Source organism: Halovibrio sp. HP20-59 (assembly GCF_033052795.2).
Taxonomy (GTDB): Bacteria; Pseudomonadota; Gammaproteobacteria; order Pseudomonadales; family Halomonadaceae; genus Vreelandella.
In genome coordinates, this window is the sequence record NZ_JAWJUW020000010.1 from 107,050 (window position 1) to 123,833 (window position 16,784).

15 protein-coding genes are annotated in these 16,784 nt (G+C 54.1%); 12 read left to right on the forward strand and 3 right to left on the reverse strand.

What is annotated here, in order from left to right; translation table 11 throughout:
• Positions 1 to 45 precede the first annotated feature (45 nt).
• Both RZA33_RS12700 and RZA33_RS12705 read right to left on the reverse strand, forming a co-directional pair.
• Positions 46 to 978 (reverse strand): diguanylate cyclase domain-containing protein, encoded by a 933-nt coding sequence (locus tag RZA33_RS12700; protein WP_317508090.1) that lies wholly within the window; start codon positions 976 to 978, stop codon positions 46 to 48.
• On the reverse strand, positions 975 to 1,829 hold the full coding sequence (locus RZA33_RS12705) for a hypothetical protein (protein ID WP_317508091.1): 855 nt from the start codon (positions 1,827 to 1,829) through the stop codon (positions 975 to 977). Before RZA33_RS12705 ends, RZA33_RS12700 begins: the two co-directional genes overlap by 4 nt.
• A gap of 258 nt (positions 1,830 to 2,087) precedes the next feature.
• On the opposite strand from RZA33_RS12705, the gene RZA33_RS12710 reads away from it, so the two are divergent.
• The 11 genes from RZA33_RS12710 to lipB all read left to right on the forward strand — a co-directional run bounded on the left by RZA33_RS12710 (position 2,088) and on the right by lipB (position 12,577).
• Entirely contained in the window at positions 2,088 to 3,395 is a 1,308-nt protein-coding gene (locus RZA33_RS12710) for a glutamate-5-semialdehyde dehydrogenase (protein WP_317508092.1), read from the forward strand.
• The gene (gene nadD, locus RZA33_RS12715) at positions 3,392 to 4,063 is read left to right on the forward strand and encodes a nicotinate-nucleotide adenylyltransferase (RefSeq protein ID WP_317508093.1); all 672 of its coding nucleotides are present in this window, start codon (positions 3,392 to 3,394) and stop codon (positions 4,061 to 4,063) included. Before RZA33_RS12710 ends, nadD begins: the two co-directional genes overlap by 4 nt.
• A 78-nt stretch (positions 4,064 to 4,141) precedes the next feature.
• A complete protein-coding gene (gene rsfS / locus RZA33_RS12720) occupies positions 4,142 to 4,528 on the forward strand; it encodes a ribosome silencing factor (protein ID WP_317508094.1) in 387 nt (128 codons plus the stop codon).
• Positions 4,525 to 4,992, forward strand: a complete 468-nt coding sequence (gene rlmH / locus RZA33_RS12725; protein ID WP_317508095.1) for a 23S rRNA (pseudouridine(1915)-N(3))-methyltransferase RlmH — start codon at positions 4,525 to 4,527, stop codon at positions 4,990 to 4,992. Before rsfS ends, rlmH begins: the two co-directional genes overlap by 4 nt.
• Before the next feature lie 89 nt (positions 4,993 to 5,081).
• On the forward strand, positions 5,082 to 6,989 hold the full coding sequence (gene mrdA / locus RZA33_RS12730; RefSeq protein ID WP_317508096.1) for a penicillin-binding protein 2: 1,908 nt from the start codon (positions 5,082 to 5,084) through the stop codon (positions 6,987 to 6,989).
• Positions 6,990 to 6,992: 3 nt separating this feature from the next.
• Entirely contained in the window at positions 6,993 to 8,153 is a 1,161-nt protein-coding gene (gene rodA, locus RZA33_RS12735; protein WP_317508097.1) for a rod shape-determining protein RodA, read from the forward strand.
• Between the two features lie 78 nt (positions 8,154 to 8,231).
• Positions 8,232 to 9,293 (forward strand): lytic murein transglycosylase B, encoded by a 1,062-nt coding sequence (gene mltB, locus RZA33_RS12740; RefSeq protein WP_317508098.1) that lies wholly within the window; start codon positions 8,232 to 8,234, stop codon positions 9,291 to 9,293.
• 59 nt (positions 9,294 to 9,352) lie between these two features.
• Positions 9,353 to 10,270 carry a septal ring lytic transglycosylase RlpA family protein gene (locus RZA33_RS12745; protein WP_317508125.1) on the forward strand — a complete coding sequence of 306 codons (918 nt, stop codon included), beginning with the start codon at positions 9,353 to 9,355 and terminating at the stop codon, positions 10,268 to 10,270.
• A gap of 84 nt (positions 10,271 to 10,354) precedes the next feature.
• Positions 10,355 to 11,554, forward strand: a complete 1,200-nt coding sequence (locus RZA33_RS12750; RefSeq protein ID WP_317508099.1) for a D-alanyl-D-alanine carboxypeptidase family protein — start codon at positions 10,355 to 10,357, stop codon at positions 11,552 to 11,554.
• Between the two features lie 46 nt (positions 11,555 to 11,600).
• Entirely contained in the window at positions 11,601 to 11,912 is a 312-nt protein-coding gene (locus RZA33_RS12755) for a DUF493 domain-containing protein (protein ID WP_317508100.1), read from the forward strand.
• A gap of 2 nt (positions 11,913 to 11,914) precedes the next feature.
• Positions 11,915 to 12,577 carry a lipoyl(octanoyl) transferase LipB gene (gene lipB / locus RZA33_RS12760; RefSeq protein WP_317508101.1) on the forward strand — a complete coding sequence of 221 codons (663 nt, stop codon included), beginning with the start codon at positions 11,915 to 11,917 and terminating at the stop codon, positions 12,575 to 12,577.
• Positions 12,578 to 12,675: 98 nt separating this feature from the next.
• Here the strand turns inward: lipB and lipA are convergent, their stop codons facing one another.
• Positions 12,676 to 13,734 (reverse strand): lipoyl synthase, encoded by a 1,059-nt coding sequence (gene lipA, locus RZA33_RS12765; protein WP_317508102.1) that lies wholly within the window; start codon positions 13,732 to 13,734, stop codon positions 12,676 to 12,678.
• Between the two features lie 343 nt (positions 13,735 to 14,077).
• On the opposite strand from lipA, the gene RZA33_RS12770 reads away from it, so the two are divergent.
• Positions 14,078 to 16,558: a DUF3141 domain-containing protein gene (locus RZA33_RS12770; RefSeq protein WP_317508103.1), complete on the forward strand. Its 2,481-nt coding sequence runs from the start codon at positions 14,078 to 14,080 to the stop codon at positions 16,556 to 16,558.
• Positions 16,559 to 16,784 lie beyond the last annotated feature (226 nt).

Below are 16,784 nucleotides of genomic sequence, written 5' to 3' on the forward strand. Positions count from 1 at the left end.
ATGCGTCTCCTGCTAAAACTGGTGCTAAAATAAACGGGTGTAACGCTAAGCATTGGCAAGGGCGGAGCCGCGTGCTTCAAGGCGCTTTAAATAGCGCTCAAAGTTCTCAGCACGATACGGCATGCAAGCCGTAATGCGAACTTCAAGTTGGCCGGTTTCTACTAACACACACTGTGAGAGTACCCGCTGTAGACGCTCGCGCACCAGTAGTGCACCGCTCTCACTGGTATCCGGCAAAACTAGCCAAAATGTGGCGTTGTCCGCCCTACCCAATACATCATGATCGCGACAGCGGCTGTTGACTTCATTACAAAGAGCCGCTAATAGCGCCGACTGTGCACGTGGGCCAAACTGCTCCTGGGCCATATCCAGTTGTGGTAGGTGCAACACCAATACCGCTAATGGCTGATTAAGCATCGCGGCGCGCTGGTATTCACTGTTCAAACGCTCCTTTAGCGTATCTATATGGTAGGCACTGCAGTCGCTGTCGTTTGGGTCGGTTGCACGCAGTAACGCACGGCGGCGTGCATGCTCCCAGCGAGGTAGGGCGAGCAGTAGGGTCAAGGTGACATACCCGAGCAGGACCGTCGGCGGGGCGCTAGCAATCGCCGGAAAGAGCCACCACACAGGCCCCATCGCAAGATTGACCAAAACCGCTGCCCATAAGGGTAAGAGCAGAAAGGCAGCGGTAATAGGTAAACCCAGCCAGATAGGCGGCACACCAGGGTTATAGTAGAAGGCACCCAAGACGACAGCGTAGGTGCAACAAAGTAAAATGATACGCGGCAGTTCGGCGCCCAGCCCCTGACCTATATGCATCAATAGTGCCGCTATCAGCAGTAGCGTTGTAAAGGAGGGGATAAGCAGGTCTCGGTATTCCCCCATGGCATACAGCCACATGGCATAGCTAGCCATTAGCGCAATGCTGACGCCGTAGGCGAGCGTCATCAAACGCTTCGGCGTACGATTCTCAGTCATGTGGTATTCTTCTCTTTATCCACGGGTAGCTTGCATATTTCAGGCATTGTGAGCGTCGCTGGTTTGATGTCAATCAACGCCAAGTGTTTGCTGATGGTATTAGTGGGCATGTCGGCCAGCAGCAGGCTGCGCCGCTGAGCGGCTTCGCTAGGTGAGCGCGAGAGTATCAAGGTGGCAAGGGCAGTACCATCAAGGCGATAGACATTCTCAAAAATGTAGGTTAGCTCGCACAGCTTTTTTGCCGTTGGCCAAAGCTGATGGCGTTTCACGTGCAGAATTAGCACTTCAGCATGAATGCCCTCGCGTTCACAGCGGGTCTGGTCGCGGGTAATATCGCGTAACAGCTGCTCACCTGGCCACAGATTAAGGCCTGGAATCAAGCGTAATCGCTGGCGAATAGAGCCGTTTATATCAATGAGTAGCTGGGCCCGGATTAAGGCAAATAAGCCAAGTACCAGCAGTGAGCTTAGCAACAGTATAAAGGCAGGGCCGTTCATCATGAGGGCTATCATCACCAAACTAACCAGCGCCCCACAGAGGTTAAAGACGGTTACCCAGCGTTTTTGTGGCAACATAAGCATAGCTGCCCATGCCCAGATTAACATTGCATGCCGTTCTGGGTCGGCCGCGATTAACCCCACCAACAGAAGGCTGGGCACCACTTGCCACGGCAGCCCCCGAGAGCGGCGATGGCTAAAATCGAGTACCAGCGCGGTAGCTAATAGCCAGCCAATCGCCAGCCACAGCACGACAGCGGCACCGGTGGGGGAGTTAGGTATCCAGAGCGCCAAGGCCACGGCAGCGGCGAGAAGATTGGCGCGTAGCAGTCTGATTTTGTACTTGCTTTGCATGGTGGCTTACTATTCGCCCTGAATCATCAGATGGGTCGGAACAAGCGAGCGAGTGCAGAATGACAAACGTACACAGCACACATGAGCGCTCTAATCATCTTCAGTATAACGTTGAAGTGGCGTCATATAAGCTCAAACGTAAAAAACACTTTGCTTAGCAAGCGGACCAACCCTATCGCTATTAAAATTGGCATTATCCCCTAACACTTAGAAGGGGCATTTTAAACCTGAGTATGCGCGACGACGCATGGAGATCGCATGAGCGTTTCAACACCGTTCCAAGACGAGGCCCTTCAGCATCTTTCTACCGGAAACGTTGCCGCCTATATGCAATCCTTGGGGCAGACGGCACGGCGGGCCGCAGGTGAGCTGCGCCGAGCCGACTCGGGGTTAAAAAACCGTGCCTTAACCGCTATGGCACAGCGGCTCGCAGCGGCACGCGGAAGTATCTTAGCGGCCAACGCGAAGGATTTGCAGCGCGGCCGACAAAACGGTTTGGATAGTGCGCTGTTGGATCGTTTAGCACTGGATGATGCGCGTATTGATGGCATGATTGAAGGCTTGCGCCAAGTGGCCGCCTTGCCCGATCCGGTAGGCGAGATTGACGATATGCGTTATCGGCCTAGCGGTATTCAGGTGGGTAAAATGCGCGTACCGCTTGGTGTTATTGGGATTATTTATGAATCGCGGCCTAACGTCACCATGGAGGCCGCTAGCCTGTGTTTGAAATCGGGAAACGCTTGCCTATTGCGCGGCGGGTCTGAGGCGATGGAGTCGAATGCGGCGATTAGCGACTGCATACAGGCCGGGCTTGCTGATGTGGGGTTGCCTGCCGGCAGTGTGCAGGTGGTGGCGACGACCGACCGGGCGGCAGTGGGCAAGATGATCAGCATGCCAGAGTATGTGGACGTGATTATTCCACGCGGGGGGAAATCGCTGATTGAGCGTATCTCCCGTGAGGCGCGAGTGCCGGTCATCAAACACCTTGATGGCGTTTGCCATGTCTATATTGATACCACCGCTGATCCGGCCAAAGCGTTAGCCATTGCGGTTAATGCCAAAACTCAGCGCTATGGAACCTGCAATACCATGGAAACCCTGCTGGTAGACGCACCGGTTGCTGATTTATTGCTGCCAGAGCTTGCCCGCGCCTATGCGGAACACCAGGTGGAACTACGTGGTTGCCAACGTACGTTGGCGCTATTGCCCCAAGCGACGGCCGCCACTGACGCCGATTGGTCGGCAGAATACTTGGCACCTATTTTGGCAATAAAAATAGTCGATGGGATTGACGAGGCAATGGCGCATATTGAACATTACGGTTCTCAGCATACTGACGCTATCGTCACCCAGGATTATTCGCTCGCGCGGCGGTTTATGGCCGAAGTCGACTCCAGCTCGGTGATTGTTAACGCTTCAACCCGTTTTGCCGACGGGTTTGAATACGGTTTAGGCGCCGAGATTGGCATTTCAACCGACAAGCTGCATGCCCGTGGCCCGGTAGGTTTAGAGGGGCTAACGACACGTAAGTATGTGGTGTTTGGTGACGGTCAGGTGCGCGAATGAGCCAAGGGGCGAATAATCTAGCGCCGCGGGTCGGCATGCTGGGCGGCACCTTCGATCCCGTACATTTAGGTCATTTGCGCAGCGCGGTGGAGTTACACGAAGCGCTGGGGCTTGATCGTTTGCATTTGATACCTGCCCAGCAGCCGCCGCTCCGCGGACGGCCTCAGGTGTCAGGCCAGCAGCGTCTGGCGCTCTTACAGGTGGGTATTGGTGATACGCCTGGGTTGTTCGCCGATGATCGCGAGCTGCGCCGTGAAGGGCCTTCCTATAGCGCTGATACGCTCGCTGAGCTGCGCGCCGAGTATGGGGGGCAGGCGCGCTTGGTCATGGCAATTGGTTTTGACGCTTTTTTACGGCTTGCTCAATGGCACCAGCCCGAACGCCTATTCGAGCTGGCCCATCTAGTGGTGATTGCTCGTCCTGGCTATAGCGATTCGTTACCCGCAGCATTAACGGAACTGGTTGGAAAGCGTAGAGTCGATAGTATAGAAACGTTGATGTTAACGCCCTGTGGCGGCTACCTAACGTTGGAGCTGCCATCGCTAATGGCAATCTCGGCAACCCGCATACGTCAGCGTATAAGCGCAGGCGAAAGCGTGCGTTATTTAATGCCTTCAGCGGTCGAGCAAGCCATTCAGCACCAAGGACTTTACCAGCAGTGCGAATAGCGCTGGCAGTCAGCAAAGAAGCCGTTACAATGGCCGGCTTTATTGGCCGATTACCCCATGAGGTTGTCTTTAGGAGTCATGCACATCGATACATTGAAAAGCCTAGCGATTGACGCGCTAGAAGAACTGAAAGCACGCGACATCACCCAGTTGGATGTTGCCAAATTAACTGAGGTCACTGATCTAATGTTGATCGCCAGTGGCACCTCCACGCGGCATGTAGCAGCGCTTGCTCAAAACGTGGTTGAAAAAGCCAAGGCCGCCGGTCTAGGGCCTTTAGGGGTAGAAGGCGGCGATAACGCTGATTGGGTGTTAGTCGATCTTGGCGATATTGTGGTGCATGTAATGATGCCCGAAGCGCGCGTGCTCTACGACTTAGAGCGGCTGTGGGCAGACCTCCCTAGTGATTCAGGCGCTATCGATGCGTCACTCGAGCGCTTCAGAGAGCGGGCTAGTATGTCATGAGGATCCGGCTGTTAGCGGTAGGTACTAAAATGCCCGCCTGGGTAGAAGAGGGCGTGGAAACCTATCGCAAACGGCTCCCGCGGGATTTTAATCTCGCTATTGAAGAAATTTCGTTAGGTCAGCGTGGCAAAAACGCCGATATTGCCAAAGCCCGTGCCCAAGAAGCACAGCGCATTCGCGATAAGCTTCGCGGTGATGAATACCTTGTGGCGTTAGAAGTGAAAGGAAAGCCCTGGACCACCGAGCAGTTAGCCCAAGAAGCCGACACCTGGCGAATGACCGGTCGCGATATTGTTTTACTGGTCGGTGGCCCTGATGGTCTTGAACCTTCGCTCTCGGCGATGGCGGAAAAGACCTGGTCCATTTCCCCGCTAACGCTACCTCATCCTTTGGTGCGTATTATGCTGGCCGAGCAGCTATATCGCGCTTGGACATTGCTGGTGGGCCACCCTTATCACCGCTAACGGCTGACTGACATGGTGAGCGATCGCTGTAGAAGGCCTGCTGCGCCTTTTGTTTGATTTAATAGTTCGATTTGAGAGTCATCGTTGCCATGCTCAAGCGCTCCAACACGCTAAAAAACTCCGAGCAAGAACTGCGTATTTTCCGTGTTAGAGCACTACTCGCTGTTTTAGTCGTGTTGACCCTGTCCAGCCTCTTGATGGGGCGTCTTGTGTATTTACAAGTGATTCAGCATGATTTGTACAGTACACGCTCAGAAAATAACCGAGTCCGTGTCGAGCCACTACCGCCGAATCGCGGTTTAATCTACGACCGTAACGGCGTACTGCTGGCGGAAAACCGGCCGACCTATAACTTGACCATTGTGCGCGAGCGGGTCGATGACCTAGACGAAACCCTGGCGCTCCTGGTCGAACTGCTTGAGCTGCCCGAAGAGGAGATTGAGGCGTTCAACACCCGCTCGCGGCAACGCCAGCGCCCCTTTCAGCCCGCACTCCTGACTAGCGACCTGAGCGAAGATCAAATTGCCCGTCTAGCGGTCAATCGTCACCGGCTGCCTGGTGTTGAAGTAGAGGCTCAGCCACTACGTTTTTACCCCGACGCTGAGATCATGGCGCACACGCTGGGCTATGTAGGTCGCATTAATGCTGAAGAGATGAAAACCCTTGATGCGGGCCGCTACGCAGGCACCCATTTTATTGGTAAGACGGGTATCGAACGTTTCTACGAAGAAGAATTACACGGTCAAGCCGGTTTGCGAAAAGTAGAAACCAATGCTCGCGGCCGGGTATTGCGCGAGCTGGGACGCACTGACCCTGTGCCGGGTAAGAACCTGACCTTAACGTTGGATAAGTCGCTGCAAACACTGGCTTACGAGCTGCTTGACGGTCGTCGCGGCTCTATTGTGGCTATCGCCCCAGCCACGGGGGAAATCCTTGCCATGGTGTCGACGCCTGGGTTTGACAGTAATCAGTTCGTCACCGGAATTGACGTTGCTTCCTACCGTAGTTTGCAGCAAGACCTTGATTTACCACTGTTTAATCGCGCGACTCGTGGTCACTATCCGCCTGGTTCTACCATTAAGCCCTTCCTGGCACTTGCCGGTTTGGTGGAAGGCGTCATCACCCCAGACAGTACCATCAACGACCCCGGCTATTACCAATTACCGAATGATTCCCGCCGCTATCGCAACTGGTTGCGTTGGGGGCACGGGCGAGTAGATTTAGAGCGAGCTTTAGCAGTATCTAATAATACTTATTTTTATACCCTTGCGCACGATTTGGGCATTGATGATTTGCATGATCAAATGAGCAATTTTGGTTTTGGCCAGCGCGTGGCCCATGACGTGCAGGGCGAGAGCGGCGCGTTAATGCCTTCGCGAGATTGGAAGCGCGGGCGTTTCAACCAGCCCTGGTACCCCGGCGAAACGCTATCGGTGGGTATTGGCCAAGGCTATTGGCAAGTAACGCCGTTACAGCTGGCTAGCGCCACGGCGACGCTGGCCAATCGTGGCCATTGGGTTAAACCAAGGTTGGCTCATGACATTGGCGATACGCCAGTCGCTCAGGATTTACCCGATAGCTTAGACGATATTCAGCTTGCCAAGGACAGCTGGTGGGACCGCGTTTTCAACGGTATGGAAAAAGTCCTGAGCGGCAGTGAAGGAACGGCACGCCGAACGGGCGTCGGCCTTGAATACCGCATGGGGGGGAAGTCAGGCACGGCGCAAGTGTTCTCATTGGGCCAGGATCAGCGCTACAACGCCGATGAGTTAGAAGAGCGGCTGCGCGACCATGCCCTGTTCATTGGTTTTGCACCCCTGGAAGACCCACAAATTGCTGTTTCTGTGATTGTTGAAAATGCCGGTGGCGGTAGTACCCACGCCGCTCATTTGGCGCGTGCCATGACGGATGCTTGGCTATTGGAAGACGATGCTCCTGACGTAGAGGAAGTTCGCGAAGTGTTAGAAGAAGATGATGCCAACGTGGAGGGTAACTAAATCATGCCGTGGCATTATATAGCCCGTTCAATGCGTGGCCACCCTGTTCGCCCACCCGAGAGTGGTATCGCCCGACGTAAAAGTATTTGGGAGCGAATCCACCTTGATCCCTGGTTGCTTGGCTTGCTGCTAGTGCTGATGAGCGGGGGGTTAATCGTTTTGTATAGCGCTTCTGGGCAGTCTATGGACGCGGTTATTGCCCAGAGCGTGCGCTTTCTTATTGCTCTGGTAGGAATGGTGATTATCGCTCAGTTGTCGCCATCGACCTTTTTGCGCTTTGCGCCATTGGCCTATGGCATTGGCGTTATCATGCTGATTGCCGTAGATGTAGTGGGCGATGTGGGCATGGGGGCCAAACGCTGGCTAGTTATTCCTGGCGTGATACGTTTTCAGCCATCGGAAATGATGAAGTTAGCAGCCCCGTTAATGGTAGCGGCCTATCTCAACCGCTGCGAATTGCCGCCACGACTGCGCGATATCGTGGTGTGTCTAGTGCTTATTGGTGTGCCTGTGGTGCTAACCGCGATTCAACCCGATTTAGGTACGTCGTTGCTGGTCTCCAGTGCTGCTCTGATCGTGTTGCTATTAGCGGGCTTGTCGTGGCGCTTAATCGGGTTTATCAGCGCGCTAGGGGCGGCGGGTGTGCCACTGCTCTGGATGAATATGCATAACTACCAGCGCCAGCGCGTGTTGACGTTTTTAAACCCCGAAAGTGACCCTTTGGGAGCAGGGTGGAACATTATCCAGTCGACCACTGCAATCGGTAGTGGTGGCTTATGGGGCAAAGGTTGGCTTCAGGGTACCCAGTCACAGCTAGAGTTTTTACCTGAGCGGCATACGGATTTTATTATTGCGGTACTCGGCGAAGAGTTTGGTCTTATCGGTATGTTGGTGCTGTTAGGCGTTTATTTGTTGATTGTCAGTCGTGGGTTATGGATGGCAAGTACCGCACAAGATACCTTTGGTCGTTTGGTGGCAGGCAGTATTATTTTAACGTTTTTTATCTATGTGTTTGTCAATATGGGCATGGTGAGCGGCATCTTGCCTGTCGTTGGCGTGCCACTGCCGTTAGTGAGCTATGGCGGTACCTCAAGCGTGACCTTGTTAGCCGGTTTCGGTATTCTCATGTCGATACATGCCCACCGTCGGCTACTGTCGCGTTAGGGTAATGTGCGTGATTAGCGCGCTTGTCACTCGGGAATGGACGATGCTGGCATAGGTAATTCAAGGAGTGGAGAGTTAATGAACAGGGTTCAGAGCAAGACAAGCCGCTACTTATTGGCAGCATTGATGTGCTTGGCAACGTCTGCGTCGTTTGCTGATTCGCCATCATCGGATTCACAACAACACGTTGATCCTCAGCTAAATGCTGATAGCCAGGCGCTGGTGGACGAACTGGTGGAGCAGGGCATGCCGCAAGCGTGGCTGGAAGAGGCGCTTGGGCAGGCGAGTTATACCCAAAGCGTGCTAGACGCCATGGAGGGAGCCGCCGAGCGGCGACTTCGGTGGTATGAGTACCGCGATATTTTTATCACCCAGCAGCGTATTGAGGAAGGCGTGGCGTTTATCAACGCCCACGCCGACGATTTTGCGCGGGCTGAGAGTAGCTACGGCGTACCCGCAGATGTTATTGCCGCCATTATTGGTGTTGAAACTTATTACGGTCGGCATAAAGGACAGCATCGCGTACTGGATTCGCTGGCCACGCTAGCGTTTCATCACCCGTCGCGAGGGGCATTTTTTCGCGGCGAGCTAGCAGCATTTTTACGTATAGCGTACGAGCAGCAGGTTGACCCTTCAGAGCTGCAGGGTTCGTATGCGGGTGCCATGGGGTATCCGCAGTTTATTCCTACCAGCTATCAAGCCTACGCCGTCGATTTTGACGGCGATGGCCTTCGTGACCTTTGGGAAAACCCGATTGACGCTATAGGTAGTGTCGCTAACTATTTTGCTGAACATGGTTGGAAGCCGGGTGAGGCTATTTATCACCAGGCCAGTGGCCCGGCGGTATTGCCTGTTGATACGCTGCAAGACCTGCCATTTAATCAAACTGTGCCACCTAAGGTGAGCGTTGCTCAGTTAGCGGACCATGGGATTACTCCCAAGGAGCCTCTCGAAAACGAACTGCTTGTGATGCCGTTGGCACTTGAATTTGCCGATGGTGAAACCCGCTACCGTCTTGGCGAGTATAATTTTTACGTCATTACCCGCTACAACCATAGCCACCTTTATGCCATGGCAGTAGCCGAGTTGGCGGAGGCGATTGCCGAATTGCGCAATAAGTTGCATGAGGATAAGGCATGAAAACCAAGCTGACCAAGCCCGCACTGACTAAGGCTCTGCTTACCAATGCTCAGCGGATAATGACCCTGCGGACATGGGGGTTAATCGCGACTCTCGCACTGCTCGGTGGGTGTGCCAGCCATGACGCCCAGCGGGTCGAAGCGCCCAGCGCTGCTAATCAAACCACTGCTCCCGTTTCCCCTGCCGCAGGCACCAGTGGCGGCCGCTATGCCATGAGTGGTGATGCCTACCCGCTAGAGCCGCCGGATGTGTCCAAGGTGCCTGATGCCAGACCGCGAGTTGAGGCGCCTTCTCGGGCGGGCAATCGGTCTAGCTATGAAGTGTGGGGAAAAACCTACCACGTACTGCCTGATGCAACCGGTTATGAAAAGCAGGGGAACGCCTCTTGGTACGGTGAAAAGTTTCATGGCTATGCGACCTCCAACGGTGAGATCTACGACATGTATGAAATGTCGGCCGCACACCGTTCGCTGCCGTTGCCCACCTTTGCACGGGTGACCAGCTTGGATAACGGGCGCTCGGTGATTGTCAGAGTGAATGACCGTGGGCCGTTTCATAGTGACCGTGAAATAGACCTTTCCTACGCGGCGGCGGCGCGGCTGGGGTTTCTTGATAACGGTACCGGTCGAGTTAAGGTTGAAGCGATTAACCCTGTACAGTGGCTGGCCCAGCAGGCTAATGGTGAAGCGCCCGCTAAAGCGCCAACGCCTGCTCAACCAGCAGGTGAGATGACGGCGTCGCCATCAAGCAGCGATGCACCGAGCGCGGTTTATCTACAAATTGCGGCCCTGGGCAATCCTGAAGGGGCGCAAACGCTGCAACAGCGCTTAGAGGGCGCGCAGCCACACGCGGTGCGAATTGTCAGTGATAGCGATATATATCGTGTTCAAGTTGGGCCCTTTAATCCTGGGCAAGAAGCAAAGGCACGCGAAACACTGCGCCAAGCTGGGTTCCCCCAGGCTTTTGTTGTGCGATAATTCACCCTCTTTTTATTTCATGTGGCGCGTTTAAAGCGTCGCTACTTTTTGCAAATAAGCTTTCAAGTAAGTGAGACTGACGTTATGAACGTGTTTACATCCATTGGCCGCTCCGCACGCCTCTGCATTTTTGCTGCTATGGTGACGGTCGCTGCTCCGGCTTCCGCTCAGGTGATTCCGCAGCCGCAAACGATAATTCCTGCAGCCCCTCAGCTAGCGGCGAGTTCTTGGATACTCATGGATGCTAACAGTGGGCGTATTCTCGCTGAGCATAACTCGGATGAGCGTCTTCCCCCAGCAAGTCTGACCAAGTTGATGACTGCTTATTTGGTCGAACGCGAGCTGGATCGCGGCACTATTAATCTCGATGATATGATTAATATTAGCGAGAATGCTTGGCGTACCGGCGGCTCGAAAATGTTTATTGAGGTGGGCGAGCAGGTGTCGGTCGATGATCTGCTCCACGGTATTATCATCGTGTCGGGTAACGATGCCAGTGTCGCCATGGCAGAGCACCTGGCAGGCGGTGAAGCTCCCTTTGCGGACCTAATGAACCAGCACGCCACCCGTTTGGGTATGGATAATACCAATTTCCAGAACGCTACCGGCTTGCCAGGCGAAAATCACTACTCAACTGCCCACGATATGGCGCGGTTATCTCAGCACATCATTAATGATTACCCCGATCACTACGAAATCTACTCCCATCGAACCTTTTCTTATGGCGGCATTGACCAGCCTAACCGCAATCGCTTGTTGTGGCGCGACCCGTCGGTGGATGGCCTGAAAACAGGCTGGACCACAGAAGCCGGTTTTTGTCTGGTGGCATCGGCTAAGCGTGACGACATGCGCTTAGTGTCTGTTGTGATGGGTACTAATTCTGATGAAGCACGCGCTCAAGAAACCCAAAAGCTGCTCAGCTACGGCTTCCGCTTTTTCGAAACCATGAAGCTCTACGAGCGTGGGGCTGTATTGGCAACGCCGCGAGTTTGGGGCGGTGATATCAATGAGCTGCGGGTGGGCGTTGATGAAGAAGTCTTTATGACGCTGCCGCGCAATCGTAATGAAGAACTTCGCGCGCGCCTGAACCTTAACTCGGATCTACAAGCGCCGGTAGCCGTCGGCGACGAGGTTGGCACCCTTGAGGTGCATTTAGGCGACGAGGTGGTCGGAGAGCGCCGTTTGGTAGCCCTTGAAAATATTGAAGAGGGCGGCTTTTTCAAGCGTCTTTTTGACCAAGTGCAGCGCTTTTTTAGTAATTTGATTGGTCGTTTTACGGATTAGTCACCGTATGTCTGTCATGTAAGTTGTTTCGCAAAATAGGTTTGCCATGAAAAAAAATGCTCCTCAAGGCTTGCGCGATTTGCGCCAGCCAGCGGTGCAAGCACCGCCTAAAATCACTTTTCCCTGCGATTATTCGTTAAAAATCGTCGGCGATGCCGCCGAGGATTTTCCGGCCCATGTGTGCCAGGTAATCGTGCGCCATGCGCCTGATTTTGATGCCATGACGATGCAGGTGGTTGATAGCCGCAATGGGCGCTTCCAATCGGTGCGTGTCGTTATTAGGGCAACCGGCGAACGGCACATTAAAGGGCTGTTTGACGATCTCAAGGCCACGGGTCGTGTTCACATGGTGGTGTGATCGTGAACGACTCAGTGCCCATAGAGTTACTCAGTTTGGGTCGCCAAGCGTATCTTCCTGTCTGGGAGGCGATGCGTGCCCTGACGGACAGCCGCGATTCAAACACGCCGGATCAGTTCTGGTTAGTCGAACATGAGCCAGTGTTTACCCAAGGGCAGGCGGGCAAGCCCGAACATTTACTCATGCCGGGCGATATCCCAGTGGTACACGTCGATCGTGGTGGGCAAGTCACCTACCACGGCCCAGGGCAGGTAGTGCTTTATCCACTGTTGGATGTGCGGCGTGGCAAAATTGGCGTGCGTCACTTAGTTACTGCGCTGGAGAATGCAGTAATTGAGGTGTTGAGTGACTACGGGGTGAGTGCTCGAGCGCGCCCCGACGCCCCCGGTGTTTATGTGGCGACAGCGCAGGGTGAGGCAAAGATTGCCTCGCTGGGATTGCGTATTCGGCGGGGTGCAAGCTTTCACGGCGTGGCATTAAACGTCGACGGCGATTTAGCGCCCTTTTTGCGTATTAATCCCTGTGGCTATGCGGATATGCAGATGGCAAAGTTGACTGATTTTGTTTCAATACCTAGGGATCATCGGGTAGGCGAGCAGCTTGCCAATGCGTTAGCCGCACAGTTAAACCGTTTTCTGCTTCGAGTCGACCGCTCGCCGCTATAAAGCCTGCCGCTATTGCAAGTGAGCCAGTCCTTTCCTAGACCAAGTCTCTACTTAATAGCGACAAGCGTTAACGCGGCAAGTGGGTGGCGAGTTGACACCTAGCCTACGTTTAATGCCGGTATCAGATCCGGATTCGCTTCCTGCTGCTGACCAGGAACAGCGGCAGGTGAAGCAAGTCCCAGGTTGTTTTTCTCGAACACACGGTCAGCGCGATAGCTTGAGCGCACTAACGGGCCAGAAGGTACTTCCATAAAGCCTTTTTCTAGGCCAATCACGCGATAGCGATCAAACTCTTCAGGCGTCACCCAACGCTCAACCGCCAGGTGGTTTTTAGTCGGCCGTAAGTACTGTCCGAGGGTGACGATATCCACGCCAATTTCGCGAAGATCGTCAAAGGTTTGCAATATTTCTTCGTCGGTCTCGCCCAGCCCCAGCATGATGCTCGTTTTGGTGATGATATCGGGACGGTAGCGTTTGGCATGGGCAAGCACATCAAGGGTTTTACGATATCCCGCCCGCCGATCACGCACACGTCCGGTCAGTCGTTCGACGGTTTCAACGTTTTGAGCAAAGACCTGCAAGCCAGAATCGACGACCCGCTCAATAGCCGTGGTTTCGCCATCAAAGTCAGGGGTTAAGGCTTCCACCACTACGTCAGGCGTGCGCGCTTTTATCGCCCGAATGCAGTTGGCGTAATGTGTGGCGCCGCCATCGTCGAGGTCGTCGCGGTCTACCGAGGTCAAGACGATATAGCGTAATCCCATTAATTCGACCGACTTGGCGGTATTATCGGGTTCGTCGTGGTCTAACCAGCCTTGCGGGTTGCCAGTATCGACCGCGCAAAAACGACAGGCACGCGTGCATACGGAACCCATGAGCATGATGGTCGCCGTGCCGTTGCTCCAACACTCGCCCATATTGGGGCAGTGGGATTCAGCGCACACGGTGCTTAAACGATGAGTGGCGACGTTTTTCTTAACCGCTTCAAACCGCTCGCCGCCTGGAATCTGTGCTCGAAGCCACTTCGGCTTACGCTCAAGAGACGGGGCCTCTGCCTGCTCTTTGCGCTGTTTCATACCATCTTTAATCACCGTCATGCCATGTTCGTTGCGGAATTTTTCACCGCTAGACACGCGCTGCGAGGGATTATTGCTCATAGGGACAGAGCCTCTCTGATGTGCGATAGGCAAGGGAGTAAGAAAGACGCTTGAGTCGATGCGCCGCTCTCTGATTACCTGCCAATTGATACGTAGCTCGCTGGGTAATCGGTCAAACTAATACGCTTAATGTAACATATCTTGCCAATAACGGGACACCGTAGGGCGTTATGTTTGAGGCGTTCCCCCATCCGCTAGGGTTATGCATTGGGGTGAAATGTCGGGGTTAATGATCGACGTTTTGTGGGGAGTAGCTTAAACTATATTGCGTTGCAGCATCATCGCTTTCGGGACCTGATGCCTGTGCACCAATTGCCTGTGCATCAACCCAATGGGGGAACCTATGAACTTTCTCACCAATCCATTGCTTAACGCTTCCGTTATGACAGGCGGATGGCTGAAGCAACAAAATAGTCACTCTACCCTTCCCGGTAGCGCAGCGCTCACGTCGCTGTTTGACCCATTCGGGTTTGGCCGTGCGGCGTTCGATTACTGGCGCGACAGCGCCGAGCGCAGCGTTCTGTACTTGGATGTCATGCGCGAGCGAGGCAATCAATATCTTGAGCACATGGAGCAGACCAAGCCCAATGTGCTGGGGTTCGATACCGAGGTGTTAGTAGACGGGAGGACGCTGCCGCGCCCAACCAACTACGAGCTATTACGTGTATTGCCCCATGAAGGTACTGAAATTGATGACCAAAAACGTCCTTTTGTGGTGGTCGACCCGCGCGCAGGCCATGGGCCAGGGATTGGCGGCTTTAAGCCTGATAGCGAGTTGGGTGTGGCCCTCAAAGCGGGCCACCCCTGTTACTTCATCGGTTTTCTGCCGTTTCCTGAGCCGGGGCAAACTGTTGAGGATGTGGTTGAGTCGGAAGTTGCTTTTCTCCGGCATGTGATTGAGCTTCATCCAGAGACGACCGAAAAGCCGATGGTAGTGGGTAACTGTCAGGCGGGCTGGCAGCTGATGATGGCCGCTGCCTTAGAGCCGGACGTTTTCGGCCCTATCTTGATTGCCGGGGCTCCACTGTCCTATTGGGCGGGCGAACATGGCAAAGCGCCTATGCGCTACACCGGCGGCATGGCCGGGGGCAGTTGGATTACCGCGCTCACCAGTGATATTGGCAATGGCCAATTTGATGGCGCGTGGCTGGTGCAGAATTTTGAACGCCTCAACCCGGCCAATACCTATTGGAAAAAGCAGTACCACCTCTATGACAATATCGACACGGAAGCGGATCGCTACCTCGAATTCGAGCGCTGGTGGGGCGGTCACGTTGTCTTGGGTGGAGAAGAGATCCAGTATATCGTCGACAATTTGTTTGTTGGCAATCGGCTCTCTACCGCGCAGCTAGTGACTCACGATGGACGTCGCATTGATCTGCGCAATGTGCGCTCGCCGATAGTGGTATTTTGCTCGCGTGGCGATGACATAACCCCGCCGCCGCAAGCGCTGGGCTGGATTCGCGATCTTTATGAAGATGAAGATGACATCATCGCCAATGAACAAACCATCGTGTACTGCTTGCATGATACCACCGGGCACTTAGGTATTTTTGTGTCAGGGAGCGTGTCGCGTAAAGAGCACACTGAGTTCACGGCGAATATGGATTATATCGACGTATTGCCGCCCGGTTTATACGAAACGTCGGTGAACAAGGCTGGAACGGGCGAAGATGCTGAGCTTTTCGAGCGCGATTATCTGCTCGAGTTCACGCCGCGTAATTTCGAGGAACTCGATCAGGAAGTGAAGCATAAACCTGAAGATGACCGCCGTTTTGCCACCGTGGCGCGTATTTCAGAAATTAACCTTGGCCTGTATCGGCTCTTTCTTCAGCCCTGGTTAAAAGCCACCATAACGCCTGAGGCTGCTCGCTGGAATCGCCGCATGCACCCCATCCGTTTGGGCTACAAGCTGTTGTCTGACCGTAATCCGCTGTCTGTGCCTTTGCCGGTAATGGCGGATGCGGTGCGCAAAAACCGCCATCCAGTGTCTCAAGACAATATATTCAAAACATTTGAAAGCATGGTGTCTGACCAGCTGGTCGCTAGCTTGAACAAGATGCGCGACCTGCGCGACACCAATACTGAAAAAATGTTTATGGATATCTACGGCCAGCCCCTTTTGCAGGCGGCCGTTGGCCTGTATGGCGATGCGCACGTTCACCGTCGTCGTCCTGGTGCGGAACCTGAGCATCGTCGCTTTATTGAGCAGCGCCAGGAAGAGTTGCGCAATAAAATTGCCTCCGGCGGCGCTCATGAAGCGGTTATGCGTTCGCTGATTTATGTGCTGGGTGGGGCTACCTCGACAGACGAACGTAACTTCAAACGGCTGCGTGCCTCACGCGCTGAGCTTGAGCCGGGCGTCAAGCTGAGTGAGTTTAAGCATCTCGTGCGCGAGCAGTTTTTTATTTTGAAGCTGGACCGTGAGCAGGCGCTGAACTCACTGCCGATATTGCTAACAGGACACAGCAACGAAGAGATTGACGGCTATCTGAGCCATCTTGAGCATGTGCTTGCTGCCAGTGGTGAGCTTTCAGAGCACACCGCTGATCGCTTTGATCAGATCAAAGTGTTGTTTGATAAGGCCAGGCCCAGCAAGCCAGTGACCAAGGACGCTGGCGAAAAGCCGAAAGCTGCCAAGCCCGCCGCCACTCAGCCGGAAGAAATCGCTGCTGAACCAGAAGCCGAGAAGACGGCTGCTAAGGCGCCAGCGGACCCAGAGCAGAAGGGTGAAAAAACCACTGCCACTAGCAAACCGGCAGGTGAGGAATCGGCCAAACCGGAGAGCGGTACAGGGAAGCGAAAGGCCCCTCGTAAACGCTAAAACAATACGTTAGCTCAACGCGCCCCCGCCTATTTGGTGGGGGCGCTTTGTTTGTCTCAGCACTTTTTGGGTTGCTGTAACGCCAGTGGCAGTCTAGTGTCTAGCTACTCTTTATCTGAAATCTGAGGATTATTGCCGCTACTGGGTTGCCACTGGCGCTTAGCCAAGGGCTGGGGTAGGGTAGTCGCATTTTTTCATCCGTATCTTGTAAATGGGCTGTTTTATC